Source organism: Shewanella sp. SG41-3 (assembly GCF_014164545.1).
Lineage (GTDB): Bacteria > Pseudomonadota > Gammaproteobacteria > Enterobacterales > Shewanellaceae > Shewanella > Shewanella vesiculosa.
The window spans coordinates 62,666-78,181 of the sequence record NZ_JACJFJ010000006.1 but is presented as its reverse complement, the minus strand read 5'-3'; the positions used below and the strand labels follow the sequence as shown (position 1 = coordinate 78,181).

Sequence of the window (15,516 nt, the reverse complement as noted above, 5' to 3'; positions counted from 1 at the left end):
TTCAGGTTAACGGCTAAGCACTTCAACTGAAGTGCTTTTTTATCAGTAAAATAGTCATTGGCGTCATTGTTGTGAGCCGCTAATATAGGCTAATCGGTTTAGAGTGGATATGCGAAAATGATAGCGTCAGGCAAAGGTGTACGTGCGGTTGCGGTATTAGAAGCCAGTAAAGGAATGTTGGCTTTATTGGTTGCTATCGGCCTGCATGCATATGCTGGGCAAAACCTGTCGGCGCTGGCAACACAATGGATGACTCATCTGCACTTAAATCCTGCGAGTCACTATCCCGGTATTTTTATTTCGGCCGTTAGCGCAGTATCACCATCGAGTTTAACGTTAATGGCAATAGGTGCTGGAGCATATACCTTAATTCGTTTTATTGAAGCTTATGGTTTATGGCATAACTTACGCTGGACTCAATGGTTCGCGTTGGTCAGTGGCGCGATATATCTGCCTTTAGAGCTTTATGAAGTGGTTAATCACTTTAACTTAATGAGTGTGGTGGTGCTGATAATTAATCTACTGGTGGTGGGATATATGTATTTGGTGTTATTTCCTCGTCGCGTTTCAATATGAGCTGTATTTCAAATTTTTTATAAAGCGATTAAGTTGAACTATTAACATAAATTAATCGTTGAGAGTTGATCCTTTATATCATGATGTTAGTATAAATACATTAGTAACGTTAACGATGAGTTAGCCATAGCGCTATTCATCAACAGTAACTATATGGTGTGTAATATATTATTAAGGCATCTGTTAAGATGTTATTGGTTTATTTTTAAATGAGACCTTTTAAAAGAGACCTATGAGTTGAGTAATAGTGTTAATATATAGACTCTATTTATAGGTTTAACACATAGGTTTGATACTATACACTGATGTAATATTATATTAGTTAAGTTGGTATATGCATTAAGGCCAATATATTGTTATTCGATGTTATGCTTATTTTATTAAGCGACTTATGAATAACGTGTATTCACCATTTATACAAATGCTGTAATGTTATGACTAATTAATTCTACTTTGAGAGGAATAAAATGACAGACATCGATATTGGTATAAAAAAAGACGACCGACTAAAAATTGCTGAAGGCTTAAAAAGTTTATTAGCAGATTCATATACACTTTATTTACAGACTCATAATTTTCACTGGAATGTAACAGGCGTACACTTTCGTGAGTTACACCTGATGTTTGAAGAGCAATATACTGAGCTTGCGGTGGCTGTTGATGATATTGCTGAACGCATTCGTACATTAGATGTAGCAGCACCGGGGACTTACAAAGAGTTTGCTCGTTTAAGTTCAATAAAAGAAGTTGAAGGTGTACCAAGTTCTGCAGATATGGTTGATTTATTAACCCAAGGCCATGAGCAAGTGGTTAAAACATCGCGACAAGTGCTTAAATTAGCTCAAGCGGCTGATGATGAATCAACCGCTGCATTAGTGTCAGATCGGATGCGCATACATGAAAAAACTGCATGGATGTTAAGAGCTACACGCAAGTAAGCTGCTGTATGAGATCAACCGCTTCTGATTGGCGTTATATCGCTAATAAAGGCTAATAACTTGCAGTAAAATCAAACCGCTGTCTTTGCTACAGCGGTTTGTTGTTTTTGGCTTTCGGATACGAAATTTATCGATCTCAATAGCCAAAAACGATAATCTAGCGTTTTGATTTTTTGATGATGCTATTGTGACCGATAAAGCCCTTAATAAACTTGCTAAGCATTTATATGCTCAGCGTGGTATTCCTCATCCTGACTCAAACTATTTAGCCTTTGTGCCCCAAAGTATTGAACAGGCTATTGCTGTACAACAATTGATGATAACTCAACATGGCACCATTGCAGGTTGGAAATGCCTAGTTCCGCAAGCTAATGGTCAGTTAATTGTTGCGCCAATATTATCAACAGCAGTGAGCCAGACTATTGATTGCGGCATTATACCCAGTATTAAAGACGGGCAGCCAACCGCGCTGATAGAGCCTGAAATTGCGTTTATTTTAGGTCAGGACATTGAGCCTTATCGCCATTACAGTAATGATGACATTGACCAAGCTATTAGTGCTACACACATGGCTTTAGAATTGATTCAAAATCGTTTTAGTCGTGAGATACAACCCAGTTTTTATCAAAAACTTGCCGATGGCTTGAGCAATCAAGGTCTGTACATAGGTCCAAAAATAGACACTTCTATTGCTTATCAAGCCAGCCATATTGAGGTGGTGGTCAGTGGCGGTGAACGCACCGCAAGATTACAGCAATTTTCTGGGGTACACCCTTGTGAATTACCGCAAAACCCTGTGTATTGGTTAATTAATTACTTAGCAAAATTGGGCATTAAGCTCAGTGCTGGTCAAGCCATTATCACGGGTTCATATTGCGGTGTTGTCAAAGTCCCCATGGCAACAGAAGTGAATATTGAATATACAGGTATCGGTCAATTTAATATCAAGTTTTATGACTTACTTACCTAGTGGAGTTGCTGGCGGATTTAAAGCTGTCGTTAAATAATACGACATATTTTTGTTATCATTTGTTAAAAATTAAAAAAGCGCTCAAAGCGCTTTTTTAACTTTCTAATTGAATAAAGAATTCTTCTAGTTCTCTGTTTACTGTGTCTGTATCGCCGGTGGCTTTGAGATAAGATCGTAAACCAATAATGTGCACTTGTAGCTTTTTCGCCACTTGAGATTTATCTAATTTGCTTGGTAAATCACCATCATGCTGAGCTTTTTCTATGATACTGGCAAAGCGATGCTCAACTTGAGTCAGCAGATCTTTAGCTATGTTCAGTGTTTCTTGATGAGATTCATCGAGTTCAGCTAAAGTGCGCACAACCATGCATAATTCGCTTGGCACTTCGGCACAGCAAGGCACGATAATACTGCGTAAATATTGCTTAAATCCATTCCAGGCACTGTCACTTTGGGCTATTTTTTCATTTAAATCACCCGTGGAGGTTTGCACGTAATGAATCAACGTTTGATGAAATAAATCGGCCTTACTACCGAATGCGGCATATATGCTGCCAGGCCGCATATCCATGGTAGTTTGAATTTCTCGGGTCGAAGTCGCCAAAAAACCTTTTTGCCAAAATAGATTTTTTGCTTTTTCAAGTACTTCTTCACGATTAAATTTGGAAATATTAGCCATTAGTGCCTCTTTTAGTTAGATCACTATTTTACGACAAGCCGGTAACCTAAGGCCAGCCTATTGTGCTAAATATTAATTATAAAGCGTAACAGTTATCTATTGTTAACCCTAAAATAGACACCATATAAGTGACTCAATACAGCCATTGATGCGTGTTATCATTTAGCGTTTTTATCGTTAGCATGGATCAAGTTAACGTTAAACAGCAGTAATTCATTTATAATAAATGACTTCAATATTATGTTTTGTCGTCATTATCTGCTCACTTATTTCAAAGGTGAGGTTAAACCTGCTTGCCAATAATCACGTCAGTGTGTTGTTGTGAATTAAATAGTCAATATTGGCATCACAATGGTGAAATAGTTTGATAAAGTGATTTGCTATTATGGCAACGTCAGAGTAGTGGCAGCAGGGGATTGAGCTGAATATATCATCAACATTAGGATCGCAATAGTATGGCAAATGTGAACATGCCTTTTAACGCAAGTCAGCAACAATTGGCCTTACTACGACTGGTTAATTGGGGTTTAAAAATTGGGCTGATCTTGTTTGCCACAGACTTATTTGGGTTAACAACTCCTCCAATAGCTTTATCATACGTGTTAATTATTGAAGCTTGTTATGTTGGCTTTAGTTATCGTTTTCATCGACTGAGCATGAACAACAATGGTTTGTTGTTTTTAACCTTATTGTTAGACACTTTGTTTTGGGCAACCTGGTTATATTTTACCGGCGGGGCGACCAATGCTTTCGTATCATTACTATTATTACCGATAGCTATTTCTGCCATTACCTTGCCTCGTTGGGCGCCTTGGTACTTAACCATAGTATCAACCGCATTTTATACCTTAATGATTGTCGATATTTCAGATGAAATGCGCGATCCCGCTATGGCCCATGACATGAGCCAAATGCCAATGACCCATACGATACAAGCCAATCAGGCTATGCCTGTAAGCCACAGTATGGATATGGGCTCGCACTATTTAGGCATGTGGTTTAATTTTGTGATTTCTGCATTGGTGTTAACGGTTACCGTAGGTTTTATCGCCAAACGGATACGCCAAAAAAATGCAGAGCTACGCTATTTACGCGAAGCCCAGTTACGCCAAGAAAAGATTTTGGCGTTAGGCACCGCATCAGCACAAATGGCTCATCAGCTGGCAACACCATTGGCAACATTACGCTTATTGGTTGATGAACTGTTCGAATCGGCCAATGATGCTGAACAAACAGAATTGATTAGTGAGATGCAACAAGCGCTTAATCGATGTGAAGTTACCTTAAGCGATTTACGCCTCGCCACAGAGTCGATACGCGAGCATAAATTAACCCACCAACCGGTTAATCAGTTAGCTGATATGTTGATTGACCAAGTGAATTTATTAATGCCAGAAACTCAATTAAACATCACCTTAACGCCACAAGTCGAGCAGGGGATCTTATATACCGACATGAGCTTATTACCGGCGTTAATGGCCCTGATCCAAAATGGCGCTCAGGCGAGTCAAGATAACCAGCACTCAGCCGTTGTTGATATCAATATCAGCCTGTCACAGCCACAAGAATTGAGCATCACTATTCGCGATTACGGTGTCGGCATTGCTACTCATTTGCTTCATACCTTAGGTAATAATATGGTAAAAAGCCCCAAAGGGATGGGCATCGCGGTATTATTAAGTCACACCAGTTTTGAGCGTTTAGGCGGTAAGTTATACCTTAAACCGCACCCAGACTGTGGCACCGAAGCCATAGTGACATTACCGCTTAGTGTACAAAAAGCGAGTTGAAGCTATTTTAACGAATAGAAGCGAATCGAAGTAAACAGAAGTTGAAATAAAGATAAGCTGGATTGAGATCACCATGAACAAGCTATTGATTATTGAAGATGATTTGGCCCTAGCTGCCATTTTAGCCCGCCGCCTCGGCAAGCATGGGTTTGAGTGTAAAACCTGCCATCACGCCAGTGATAGCTTATTAATGGCAAGGCAATTTGTGCCCACCCATATCGTGTTAGACATGAAATTAGCCGAACATAATGGCTTGTCGTTAATTAAACCCTTAAGACAACTTTTACCCCAGGTACACATGGTATTGCTCACTGGCTTTGCCAGCATCGCCACCGCCGTCGAAGCCATCCGCCTTGGAGCAGACAATTACCTCGCTAAACCCGTCGATACCCAAACGTTATTAAATGCATTATCCGTCTCGGTTGAAACCACAACCACTTATGATGATATTGAAGAACAGCCACTTAACCCCAAGCGCGTTGAATGGGAACACATTCAACAAGTGCTCGCCAACAACAATGGCAATGTATCAGAAACCGCACGACAATTGGGTATGCACCGCAGAACCTTACAGCGGAAGTTATTGAAAAAGCCTACGGCTGATAATCGGTAAGAAAGGTGGCTAAACCAAGTGTCATTCCGGTAATGCTTTTGAGCCGGAATCTAGGGTTGTTCTTTTATGTTTTGTGCTTTATGGCCTAAGGCCGCTATCGTCGTGGCGCTTCGCTTACACCAGAGCAAAAGGGTAAAGCGCATTCTTATTTATAAATCAGCCTTTGCAAACCCTCAGCGTTCCGGCAACATTTTCAAAAATCTACAAGGTCGCGACGGAAGGATATCCCGCTTTTAATTTCGTTTGAATTCCGCTTTGGCCCATCTTGTCATAAAGAGTGAAAATGCTAACGATTGTTATGGTGAATGGATTCACGAATGTCGTGGTGGCATGTATGCCAAAGAACGACTTGTAACTCGAAAGCTAGTGGGGATCTGATAGGCAGGATGCCTTGGAATACGTGAAAGGCTATGGTCAGCTCACTGACTCTTTTATAAAGAGTCTTCAATGGCCTCAAGTTCAGAGTTGAATTTACCCATTTGCAGGTACTAACTCATTTTTGGACAGAATTTTTAGAGAAGCTAGTGTTTCAGTTTAATTTTATAAAAGTTTACTCTGATTCGATTGAGTTATTAATATCCCCACCCAGTTTCATTTGAATGTCTGCGAAAGCGCTTGATGCTTGGAATGAGCCAAAAACAAGCAAGCAATAAAATTATGACAGGCATTCAAAAATTAGAACCAATTGGTTACTTGTATGGTGTTGCCATGCTGACGCATGGGGGAGTTCAAAACACAACAATATCGATTAGCTCACACTGATAGGTTCAGCAATACCGTTTCAGCTCACATTTTTAAATGAGTTTCTTTGCTATGTTTTATTGTAAGCTGAGTCGCAATATGATTATTTAAGGAGGGAGTATGGGGAGATCACTTGTATTGTTTGTTGCTTTTAGTCTAATACCCATATCTTCTGTATATGGAAAAGAATTAAGACTTGCCGTGGTACCTAAATTTCATAGTGTTTTTTTTGAGCGAAGCAAAGCTGGCTGTATAGATGCAGCGGCTCAAATAAAAGGCGTGGAATGCATATATCGGGGACCAGATATAAGTAATGTTAGGATGCAAGATCAGGTAATAAATCAACTTATTGATGAAGGTATAGACGGTATCGCAGTAGCCGTTACACAATCTAAATATCTCGTTAAAAATAGCCTTAAGAGAGCTAAAGAAGCAGGTATTCCGGTTATTACCTATGACTCTGATATTGATGTTTCAATCAATGAAGATCCTAATAGTTTACGCCTAGCCTATATCGGCACTGACAATTTTGAATTGGGTAAGTCATTAGGTGAAGAGTTAAAAAAACTTCGGCCCAATGGGGGAACGCTAATAATGCAATCTGGGCGACCAGATTCTCCCAATCTGAATTTAAGATTGATGGGTGTCCGTTCCGCATTATCGGGAAAAAAATACGATGTACCTCCTGGAGAATTGCTTAATAACGATTCGGGATGGACTGAAGTTAGAGAACCTTTCTTTAATTTTGATCAATTGGATCAATCTATTAATCAAATGGAGTCTGTAATGAAAGGTAAGCCTGTAAAAGCAGACTCTTTTATTGCTGTTGGTGGTTGGCCGCAAAATGACCAAGCACTTTATCGTAAAATGATTGCCCCGTACCAGGCAAAAATTAATAACAACAAGGTCATCATTGTTATTACTGACACATCCTCTGAACAATTAGCTATGTTGGAAGATAATCTTGTTCATATCAATATTGGTCAAGCCCCATATGAAATGGGAAGACTAGCCATTTTGACACTGTATAAAATTGTAACAGAACAAAAATATGAGAAAACAATTTACACACCTATCACAGTTTGCACACCAGAGAACGTTGATACATGTACCAAGATTACGGGATTGTAATCATATTTAAACAGCATGGTATAAAAGCTAACGAATAACTATTTATAATATTTCCCAAATATCTTTGAACAAAACTTTGTTTAAGGTATTAATTAACTCAGCTTACTTGGTATTAGTTTAGCTTGATTTATAATGTAGCTTCATTTGAGCTTATTGCCTGCAGCATGCTAATGTGCAGATGATTAAGCGAGACGCCACGAGCACATCCCTGTGGGCTTAACCAAAACATCCCTGTTTTGGATACTCGCTGACTCATCTACACCTGTAATTTAACTCTCTTCGATTTAGCCGCATAGTTGTCTATAGATGAAAGCTAAATAGAAAAAGCTCAAATCTAATTAGCTGACTTACTTTGGGGCTGATTCGTGTCAGCCTAGATACTCCGTATCGCGACACGAAGATGGACAAAAGCATGTTAGACAAATCACTCTAAAACTCTCCATTCAGATGAGAAAAAATAACTTAGAACTTTAAACGTTTGTTATATCTCTGCTTGTGAAGCCAGATCCCTTAATTGTTTTTCGGAAGAAGAATAAACCTGCTCATATGATGAATTGAGTATAATTTGGTTAAATTCTTCTACAGATGACTGGTCAAAGCTCATTTCTGTCACAGAGCCAAAAATTTTATTTTCAACTAAAAACACAGCCAAATTAGGGGATAGTGGATAGTAAAGACCAAAATTTTCTGTCTGCTCGCTTTGATCTCTTTTTGTGTCTAAGTAATTTATCACAGGTTGATCACAAGTAATAAATGGAACATCACTAGTGTTTTTTGCAACAACTAATTTATAGTCCGCTCTATTCGCATATAGGTTGGCAGCTAGCTTCGATGAGAATACAACCCGTATTAAGTTTGCGCACTTTATTATTTGATCACGGTTCTCCCCGGTTACACATGAAACCAATGCATCATGTTGCTTTTTAGTACGTAAGTATTGCATGCAGATATAGTTTAAAAAATGTGCTGCACTTTTATCATTTTCAAAAAAGCTTGTATCTTCAACCAGTTGTTGTGCCAGACAAGGGTCACCTTGTGACTCAATTTCAGATTGAATCTCTTCTTCAAGATTCGTGGCATAATGCTTTTTTAGATTTTCTATTCCAGCATGGCTTCCATCAGACTGAAAACTTTCTAATTGCTCTACCTGACGGAACAAAGAAAATAGTCGGTCAAAAATAGCATTTGTCGATTCACCTACATCACTTAAAAATAAATCTCGAACAAAACTAAAATCTTGTTCAGTAAGGCTATTTACTTTGTAAAAGTAGCTTTTCTGGCCAACATTCATTAAGTCTCTTGTAGAAAATACATATTGCTTATTTCTCATGCATGCGAGCTTATTGTCTACCAACCAAGACTTGAGATAACGTCTCCATACGTAGTGTTGTTTCTTTTTCTTTTGATCGAACATTTCAAACGTCCTCCGGAGACATAACGTCGCGTTAAGTTAAGTGGTGAGCAACGCTACCAGCCTACCTAAACCATTGTGACATAAATACTTAAACCGAGTATGCAAAACTAGCACTCTAGAATTTAGAGCTAACATCAGAATAATTTATTCGTACATGATATCTCGCAATGACTCTATCGGCGATACATGGTGCTCATAATGGTCATTAGCATCATGTTGAGTATCAGCAATGAAGATTCGCCATCTTAAAATCACAAATTTCAAAGGAATAAAATCACTTTCATGGAGCCTTCCTGAGAGCTCTGTCATTGCCCTAATAGGAAAGGGGGACTCAAGCAAAACAACCATTTTAGAAGCGGTTAGATCTGTATTCTATCCGCATTGGTCGTTACAGCTTAGTGATACTGACTTTTATAACTCAAATACCGATGAGCCAGTTATTATCAGAGCTACAATTGGTGACTTACCTGAAGAGCTTCTAAATATTGGTAAATATGGGCTTCATTTGCGGGGTTGGAACCAGAAGGAGCTTAGTCTTCAAGATGAGCCACAACAGAAGGAAGTCGATGGTGTTCTGGTGGATGATGAACCTGTTCTTACAGTCGAGCTCAGAGTTGATTCAGATCTCGAACCCCACTGGAATGTCATAACGGATCGTAATCCCGATGGTACAAGTTTCTCGCTATCAGATCGAAAACGGCTTAATGCAACGTTCATCGGCGCTTATAGTAATAAGTTGTTTAGTTGGGATACTCACAGTCCCTTGTCTAAACTTACTGACAAAACCAATCTACTATCCAGTTTAGCTAAAGTTACGCGGGCGGCAAAAGCCTCGTTCGATGCAAATCGTGGTGAGCTTAAACCTTTGGATGACGCAGCTAAAAAAGTTCATGATCTCGCTAGAAAACTCGGTGTGCAAACTGGAGAGATATTTCGTAGTCACCTTGATGTAAGTGCCGTTAATGTCAAAGCCGGTGGTATTGCACTACACGATGGTGAGATTCCTATACGCCAATTAGGGTTGGGATCTAGAAGAATGTTGGCTTGCGGACTTCAAACCGAGAACCTAGAAAGTCAGCATATTACATTAATAGACGAAATTGAACATGGATTAGAACCCCACCGCATATCTCGGTTGCTAAAGCACATTAAGGAAGACACCAAGGGAACCTATCTTTTTACAACCCATAATCCTACCGTCTTGCGCGAACTTGATTTTTGTGAGCTAAACGTAACCCACAGCGCAGATGGTCATGTTAGCGTTCGCAATACTGCGGAAGAATCAGCGGGAGCATTCAATATTCAAGGTACAATTAGAGGGCATGCTGATTCATTTCTCTGTCCCAAAGTTATTGTGTGCGAAGGTGCAACAGAAGTTGGCTTCATTCGAGGGCTTGATGACTATTATGTTAGCCAACACAAAGAATCTATGAGTTATTTCGGCGTCTCATATTTAAACGCATCCGGTGGTGGTAATGTTCGAGGCCGAGCTGAAGCAATGCATGCATTAGGATATAAAGTTGCAGTATTCGTCGACTCCGATGCCCCAAAGCTATTTGGTGATAAAGATAGCTCTGAGTTAGAAAAAAAAGGCATCAACGTTGTCATGTGGAAAGGTGGAATTGCAATTGAACAAAGACTGTTTATGGATTTGCCATGGTCACTCGTAGTTGATTTTCTGACTTATGCCGTTGAAGAGCTTACTGTAGATGTAGTGCAGAATGTTAACTCCAAATATGAAGGTCGAGTACCTCCATTAATTGGTGATTGGAATGATACTCCGGAGTATCGAAAAGCGATCGGAAGTGCTGCAAAATCGTCGGGGTGGTTTAAGAATATGTCGCTGGGTGAGGTACTGGGCCAGAAAGTTGCCGCATGTTTCATTGATGGCGGTTTGGATGACACAGACACTCACAATAAGCTTTTAATACTAAGAGGTTTTATAGAAAGATGACAGATCAATTGGCTAGATCTTTAGCGAAAAATCCAAAATCTGGCTATATCATCGCCCCCGCTGGTTTTGGTAAGACATATCTCATTGCTGAAAGCATTAAATACTGCGAAGGTAGGCAGCTAATTTTAACGCATACCTTTGCTGGGATTGATTCTATTAAAACTAAGTTAGCGAATCAAAATGTACCATCAAGCCAATATCATATTGATACGATAGCTTCGTTTGCACTTAAGTGGGTTCGTGCTTATCCTGCAAGTACTGCCTGGGCTATAAATGAACCCGAAACAGCGCAAGATTGGGAGTCTCTCTATCAGAAGTGCACATCGCTGTTTACTAAGAGCTTCGTTCATAAGGTTTTCAATAGTACTTACACAGGTGTGTTCGTGGATGAATATCAAGATTGTTCATTAGTTCAGCATGAACTAGTACTCAAACTACTTGAATTGAAACCGACCAGATTAATTGGCGATCCGCTTCAAGCTATTTTCGATTTCGGCGATGGAGTAGTTGATTGGGAAAAAAGTATCAAGCCACGATTTGATAAGTTGGGAACATTGACAGTGCCATGGAGATGGAAACTGTCAGGTGCTGAGGCCCTTGGTAAATGGTTATTCGAAATTAGGGATAAAATCGCAGAGGGCAAATTTCCTAACGCACCACGAGAATTACAGGGTTTTAATCATATTCATTGTGACCTTGATAATGCGAAAGACCAAAAACGACTTACTGAGTTTCGAAAACAAGGAAAAGAAAAAGGGAGTTGCATTGTTGTGTACCCAGGGTCAGGGGAATATAAGAACAAAACGCATTTATTAGCTAAAAGTCTTTCTGGAATATTCACTAGCATCGAAGAAGTTGAGGGCAAGGCTCTCAAAAGTACTGTCGATAAGCTGGTTAAAGCTAAGAGCAATAGTGCAAAACTAGTAGTAGTAATCTCTTTCGCTAAGTTATGCATGACTTCTGTTGGTGCTTTACTTCCCAATGCGACAGTCGATGGTAGAAAAGCAAAAGTAAACGTACGGACAAAGCTTCCCTTGGAGGTTCAATCAGCCAATAGTTATGTGGAAAGCGGCCAAATAATTCATCTCATGGCGCTTCTTAAAGGGCTTGCCCAGCACACTGAAACCAAGGTGTATCGTCGAGATTTGTTCTCCCGTTTTCTTTCGGTCTTGAGTTACGCCCAAACAATACCTTTAGACGAAGCAATTAAACGATATAGGCAAGATTTTAGACATTTAGGGCGCCCTGTTCGTATGAGTAATCAAATAGGAACCACACTACTGGTCAAAGGCTTGGAGTATAATCACTGCATCGTGGCTTACCCCACAAAGATGAGCGCAAAAGAGTTTTATGTCGCGTTAACGCGAGGCACTCAAAGTGTTACCGTGATATCACAGCCTGATGCCCAGAAATAACGGGATAGGTACAGAGTAACTTAACGCAGAAACTGTGCCTGATTAATAAGTTATTTTGAGGCGAAATTTGGTTTATAGATTGTGAATAATTTTTTGTTCTAAATGATAATGGGGCATAAATGATTTGCATACCTTGCTTGCAATTGGCGTGATTCAACTCTGAACTTGAGGACGTTGAAGAAAATAGCGTGAGCCTGACAGGATGTCAGGCTAGCTTTCGTTGGGCAGGGATGGCCTATCGGAAGCGTTAGCATTTTCGAATAAGTGCGAAGCTGCATACACTTGAAGTTAAAAGCTGGATCAATCCCCATGGCGACCTTTTCGCAGCTGTTGTTTTGTAAATCGCGAAAATGTTGCGGGGCGGCTGGGAGTTCCAAGAGGGAATAGCCGTTGATTTCCTCTTGGTCTGGTGTGGGCGAAGCGCCACGACGTTTGTGGCCACAGGCCATATTACAAAATCATTTTGGGGCAAAGATGAGTTAGATTTTTGGCTTTTAAAGTACACATTCAACTCTGAACTTGAGGCCGTTGAAGACTCTTTATAACAGAATGCGTGAGCCTGACAGGACATCAGGCTAGTTTTCGCTGTACAGGTCGTTCTTTGCCTTCCATGCCACCACGACATTCGTGAATCCATTCACATCAGATTCCCATCGCAAGCGTTAGCATTTTTACTCTTTATGACAAGATGGGCCTAAGAAGGTTACAAATCAAAGTTAAAAGCCAAACTTATTTCCGTCGCAATTTTTTCGCAGCTGTTGTTTTTTAGATAGCTAAAATGTTGCCGGAACGGCAGGGGCCCATTCTTTTATAAACAGCAAAGAGCGGATTGCTGTTGATCCCCTTTTGGTCGGCGTAGGGTGGAACCTTGCGATCTTAATTCAAACGAAGTTTGATAACTCGGTATGGGCGAAGCGCCCGACGTTAGTGGCCGCAGGCCATAAGTCAGAATAGATACCTATTACAAGCTATCGATTTTACAGATTCAGCAAGCTAAGCTTTCCATTATTATAAGCAGAAGTTACCATGGATGCGGGTTGTTTCCGTTTCTCTCAGGATCTTTCAAATTACCCTGCGCAGGCCTTCGACATCAAAGGATGAAATGATTCGACTCCAGACATCGAACAAATTGAACAAATTGAACAATCATCGATACGACATATCACGCAGCGGGGAATAGCCCTTCTACTTAATCAATAAGGTATCCCTATGACTAAGCAACTGTCCCAGCATACATCCGCAACTGTCGAGACAGTTGACGATCTTGCTAAATTGGCCAATTACTCTTTGATGGACACGCTTAATAGTGATCCTGACGCAACAACAAATGGCGACGACCATAGAGCACGACAAGTGTTTTCGGGGCACTATGTCCCTGTTAAGCCGACGCCTATTGAAAACCCTGAGTACGTAGCACACAGCCAACGCTTTTTTAGTGAGTTGGGTTTTGCAGACAGCATGGCGCAGTCTGCCGATTTTATTAGCTTGTTCTCTGGCGATATTTCGCAGGTTCCAGAGCCGATGCGCAAGGTCGGTTGGGCGTGTGGCTATGCACTGTCAATCTTCGGCACCGAATACATCCAGCAATGTCCGTTCAGAACTGGCAATGGCTACGGCGATGGTCGTGCGGTTTCGGTGCTTGAGGCTGTCATCAAAGGTAAACGTTGGGAAATGCAGCTTAAAGGGGGAGGTCGTACGCCATATTGTCGCGGCGCTGACGGCCGTGCTGTGTTGCGATCCAGTGTGCGGGAGTTCCTCGCACAAGAACACATGCACGCGCTTGGTGTGCCAACGTCACGTTCGCTAAGTTTGTATGTGTCTAAAACTGAGACGGTCCAGCGGCCGTGGTATTCCGAGGGCTCTAACTCACAAGATCCTGACCAAATGATCACCGAGGCTGTGGCTATTTCAACTCGTGTGGCACCCTCGTTCATTCGGGTCGGCCAGCTTGAGCTATTTGGTCGCCGCGCTCGCAAGCAAGAACACCCACAAGCGATGGCAGAGCTTGAACAACTGATGCTGCATTTAGTTGATCGAGAATACGCTGATGTTATCGACCCGCAACTCACCAATGCCGAAAAGGTATTGGTGCTGGCGGGCGAGTTCCGAAGTCGTTTAACTTCATTGATAGCGAACTGGATCCGTGTCGGCTACTGTCAGGGCAACTTCAACAGCGATAACTGTGCCGCAGGTGGCTTTACACTGGATTATGGTCCGTTCGGATTTTGTGATGTGTTTAACCCGCAATATCAGCCTTGGACAGGTGGTGGACAGCACTTTGCATTTCTTAATCAAGGTGTGGCAGCGGAACGCAATTTCTTGATGTTTTGCACCGCATTAAGCCCATTACTGGCGTCTGAGCCAGATTATGTCGACCAGCTGCAACAGCTGGTCAATGGTTTTTCGGCCGAGATGCAAGCAAAAATGGAGCAGATGTGGGCCGCCAAACTTGGGCTTGGCACTTTTAACGCGGCGCTATTTGATGAACTTGAAACGCTCATGCTGCAAACCCCTGTGGATTACACTCTGTTTTTCCGCGAGCTTTCGGCGTTACCGGATGATATTGGCCCACTGAAAAAAAGTTTCTACCGAGACTTAGCACAAGCCCCCGCAGGACTTGAGCAGCGTTGGTCTGCTTGGCTGACACAATGGCAATCTCTGCTCGACAGTAATGTGGTCGACAGCTCTGAGGTTGGCAGTACCGGTGACACAAATACGCAGGCGCGCAGTCGTGATGAGATTTCTGCACAGATGAAGGCTGTTAACCCTAAATATACCTTGCGCGAGTGGTTGCTAGTGCCTGCTTATCAGCAAGCCAGCGTCGGTAATTATGCACCGGTTAGAGAATTGCAGGCTGTTATGACCCAGCCTTACGCAGAGCAGTCCCAGCAAGTTGACGACAAATACTATCGAACCAAGGCATCTGAATTCTTTGGTGTTGGTGGTTGCTCGCATTTGAGCTGTTCATCGTGATTTTTTAGGCTATTGTCACCGCCTGTCTAAATGATTCAGTTTACATAGGCTGGCTGGCAATGATTTGAGCAGTAACAGGGCTTGTTGTGGGTCCCATTTTCGGTGGTGCTCGGCAGTTGGCTATTTCTGTCTGGCAAAATCAAGCGTCACTAGGTTAGTGGCCACAGGTCATAAAAAAAGGGCCTCTGTTGATAGAGGCCCTACAATCTTAATAAGATTAAAAGTGATACCTTTACCCAGTATTTATCCCCATTCCCATAGCAAATAAACACTGAGTAAAGTTACACATGCATTGTGTAGACATTTGATTGAAACCTCAAAG

Annotated in this window: 11 protein-coding genes; 9 read left to right on the top strand and 2 right to left on the bottom strand. The window is 41.3% G+C overall.

Annotation, left to right across the window (positions count from 1 at the left end; all coding sequences use genetic code 11):
• Window positions 1-117: 117 nt before the first annotated feature.
• The 3 genes from H5164_RS13065 to H5164_RS13055 all read left to right on the top strand — a co-directional run bounded on the left by H5164_RS13065 (window position 118) and on the right by H5164_RS13055 (window position 2,484).
• A complete protein-coding gene (locus tag H5164_RS13065) occupies window positions 118-576 on the top strand; it encodes a DUF2127 domain-containing protein (RefSeq protein ID WP_182756542.1) in 459 nt (152 codons plus the stop codon).
• Window positions 577-1,043: 467 nt separating this feature from the next.
• On the top strand, window positions 1,044-1,514 hold the full coding sequence (locus tag H5164_RS13060) for a Dps family protein (protein ID WP_124015988.1): 471 nt from the start codon (window positions 1,044-1,046) through the stop codon (window positions 1,512-1,514).
• A 187-nt stretch (window positions 1,515-1,701) separates the two neighbouring features.
• On the top strand, window positions 1,702-2,484 hold the full coding sequence (locus tag H5164_RS13055; RefSeq protein WP_182756540.1) for a hypothetical protein: 783 nt from the start codon (window positions 1,702-1,704) through the stop codon (window positions 2,482-2,484).
• Between the two features lie 94 nt (window positions 2,485-2,578).
• On the opposite strand, the gene H5164_RS13050 is transcribed toward H5164_RS13055, so the two are convergent.
• The gene (locus H5164_RS13050; RefSeq protein ID WP_182697214.1) at window positions 2,579-3,163 is read right to left on the bottom strand and encodes a TetR/AcrR family transcriptional regulator; all 585 of its coding nucleotides are present in this window, start codon (window positions 3,161-3,163) and stop codon (window positions 2,579-2,581) included.
• Window positions 3,164-3,618: 455 nt separating this feature from the next.
• Here H5164_RS13050 and H5164_RS13045 point away from each other — a divergent pair, with 455 nt between their 5' ends.
• The 3 genes from H5164_RS13045 to H5164_RS13035 all read left to right on the top strand — a co-directional run bounded on the left by H5164_RS13045 (window position 3,619) and on the right by H5164_RS13035 (window position 7,438).
• Window positions 3,619-4,953 (top strand): sensor histidine kinase KdpD, encoded by a 1,335-nt coding sequence (locus tag H5164_RS13045; protein ID WP_182722822.1) that lies wholly within the window; start codon window positions 3,619-3,621, stop codon window positions 4,951-4,953.
• 73 nt (window positions 4,954-5,026) lie between these two features.
• A complete protein-coding gene (locus H5164_RS13040; RefSeq protein WP_182756538.1) occupies window positions 5,027-5,566 on the top strand; it encodes a response regulator transcription factor in 540 nt (179 codons plus the stop codon).
• A gap of 861 nt (window positions 5,567-6,427) precedes the next feature.
• A complete protein-coding gene (locus tag H5164_RS13035; RefSeq protein ID WP_124015019.1) occupies window positions 6,428-7,438 on the top strand; it encodes a substrate-binding domain-containing protein in 1,011 nt (336 codons plus the stop codon).
• Window positions 7,439-7,919: 481 nt separating this feature from the next.
• Here the strand turns inward: H5164_RS13035 and H5164_RS13030 are convergent, their stop codons facing one another.
• The gene (locus H5164_RS13030) at window positions 7,920-8,852 is read right to left on the bottom strand and encodes a DUF4238 domain-containing protein (protein ID WP_182756536.1); all 933 of its coding nucleotides are present in this window, start codon (window positions 8,850-8,852) and stop codon (window positions 7,920-7,922) included.
• Window positions 8,853-9,081: 229 nt separating this feature from the next.
• On the opposite strand from H5164_RS13030, the gene H5164_RS13025 reads away from it, so the two are divergent.
• From H5164_RS13025 to H5164_RS13015, 3 genes are all read left to right on the top strand, one after another.
• Complete coding sequence (locus H5164_RS13025; RefSeq protein ID WP_182756534.1) at window positions 9,082-10,806, top strand: ATP-dependent endonuclease; 1,725 nt, start codon at window positions 9,082-9,084, stop codon at window positions 10,804-10,806.
• Entirely contained in the window at window positions 10,803-12,221 is a 1,419-nt protein-coding gene (locus H5164_RS13020; RefSeq protein ID WP_182756532.1) for a UvrD-helicase domain-containing protein, read from the top strand. The genes H5164_RS13025 and H5164_RS13020 overlap by 4 nt, the downstream gene beginning before the upstream one ends.
• Window positions 12,222-13,430: 1,209 nt before the next feature.
• Complete coding sequence (locus H5164_RS13015) at window positions 13,431-15,194, top strand: YdiU family protein (protein ID WP_182756530.1); 1,764 nt, start codon at window positions 13,431-13,433, stop codon at window positions 15,192-15,194.
• The last annotated feature ends 322 nt before the right edge of the window (window positions 15,195-15,516 follow it).

Excerpts from the sequence above, each read along its gene's own strand:
- H5164_RS13065 (WP_182756542.1), top strand. The coding sequence starts at position 118 with ATGATAGCGTCAGGCAAAGGTGTACGTGCGGTTGCGGTATTAGAAGCC.
- H5164_RS13060 (WP_124015988.1), top strand. The coding sequence starts at position 1,044 with ATGACAGACATCGATATTGGTATAAAAAAAGACGACCGACTAAAAATT.
- H5164_RS13050 (WP_182697214.1), bottom strand. The coding sequence starts at position 3,163 with ATGGCTAATATTTCCAAATTTAATCGTGAAGAAGTACTTGAAAAAGCA.
- H5164_RS13045 (WP_182722822.1), top strand. The coding sequence starts at position 3,619 with ATGGCAAATGTGAACATGCCTTTTAACGCAAGTCAGCAACAATTGGCC.
- H5164_RS13040 (WP_182756538.1), top strand. The coding sequence starts at position 5,027 with ATGAACAAGCTATTGATTATTGAAGATGATTTGGCCCTAGCTGCCATT.
- H5164_RS13035 (WP_124015019.1), top strand. The coding sequence starts at position 6,428 with ATGGGGAGATCACTTGTATTGTTTGTTGCTTTTAGTCTAATACCCATA.
- H5164_RS13030 (WP_182756536.1), bottom strand. The coding sequence starts at position 8,852 with ATGTTCGATCAAAAGAAAAAGAAACAACACTACGTATGGAGACGTTAT.
- H5164_RS13025 (WP_182756534.1), top strand. The coding sequence starts at position 9,082 with ATGAAGATTCGCCATCTTAAAATCACAAATTTCAAAGGAATAAAATCA.
- H5164_RS13020 (WP_182756532.1), top strand. The coding sequence starts at position 10,803 with ATGACAGATCAATTGGCTAGATCTTTAGCGAAAAATCCAAAATCTGGC.
- H5164_RS13015 (WP_182756530.1), top strand. The coding sequence starts at position 13,431 with ATGACTAAGCAACTGTCCCAGCATACATCCGCAACTGTCGAGACAGTT.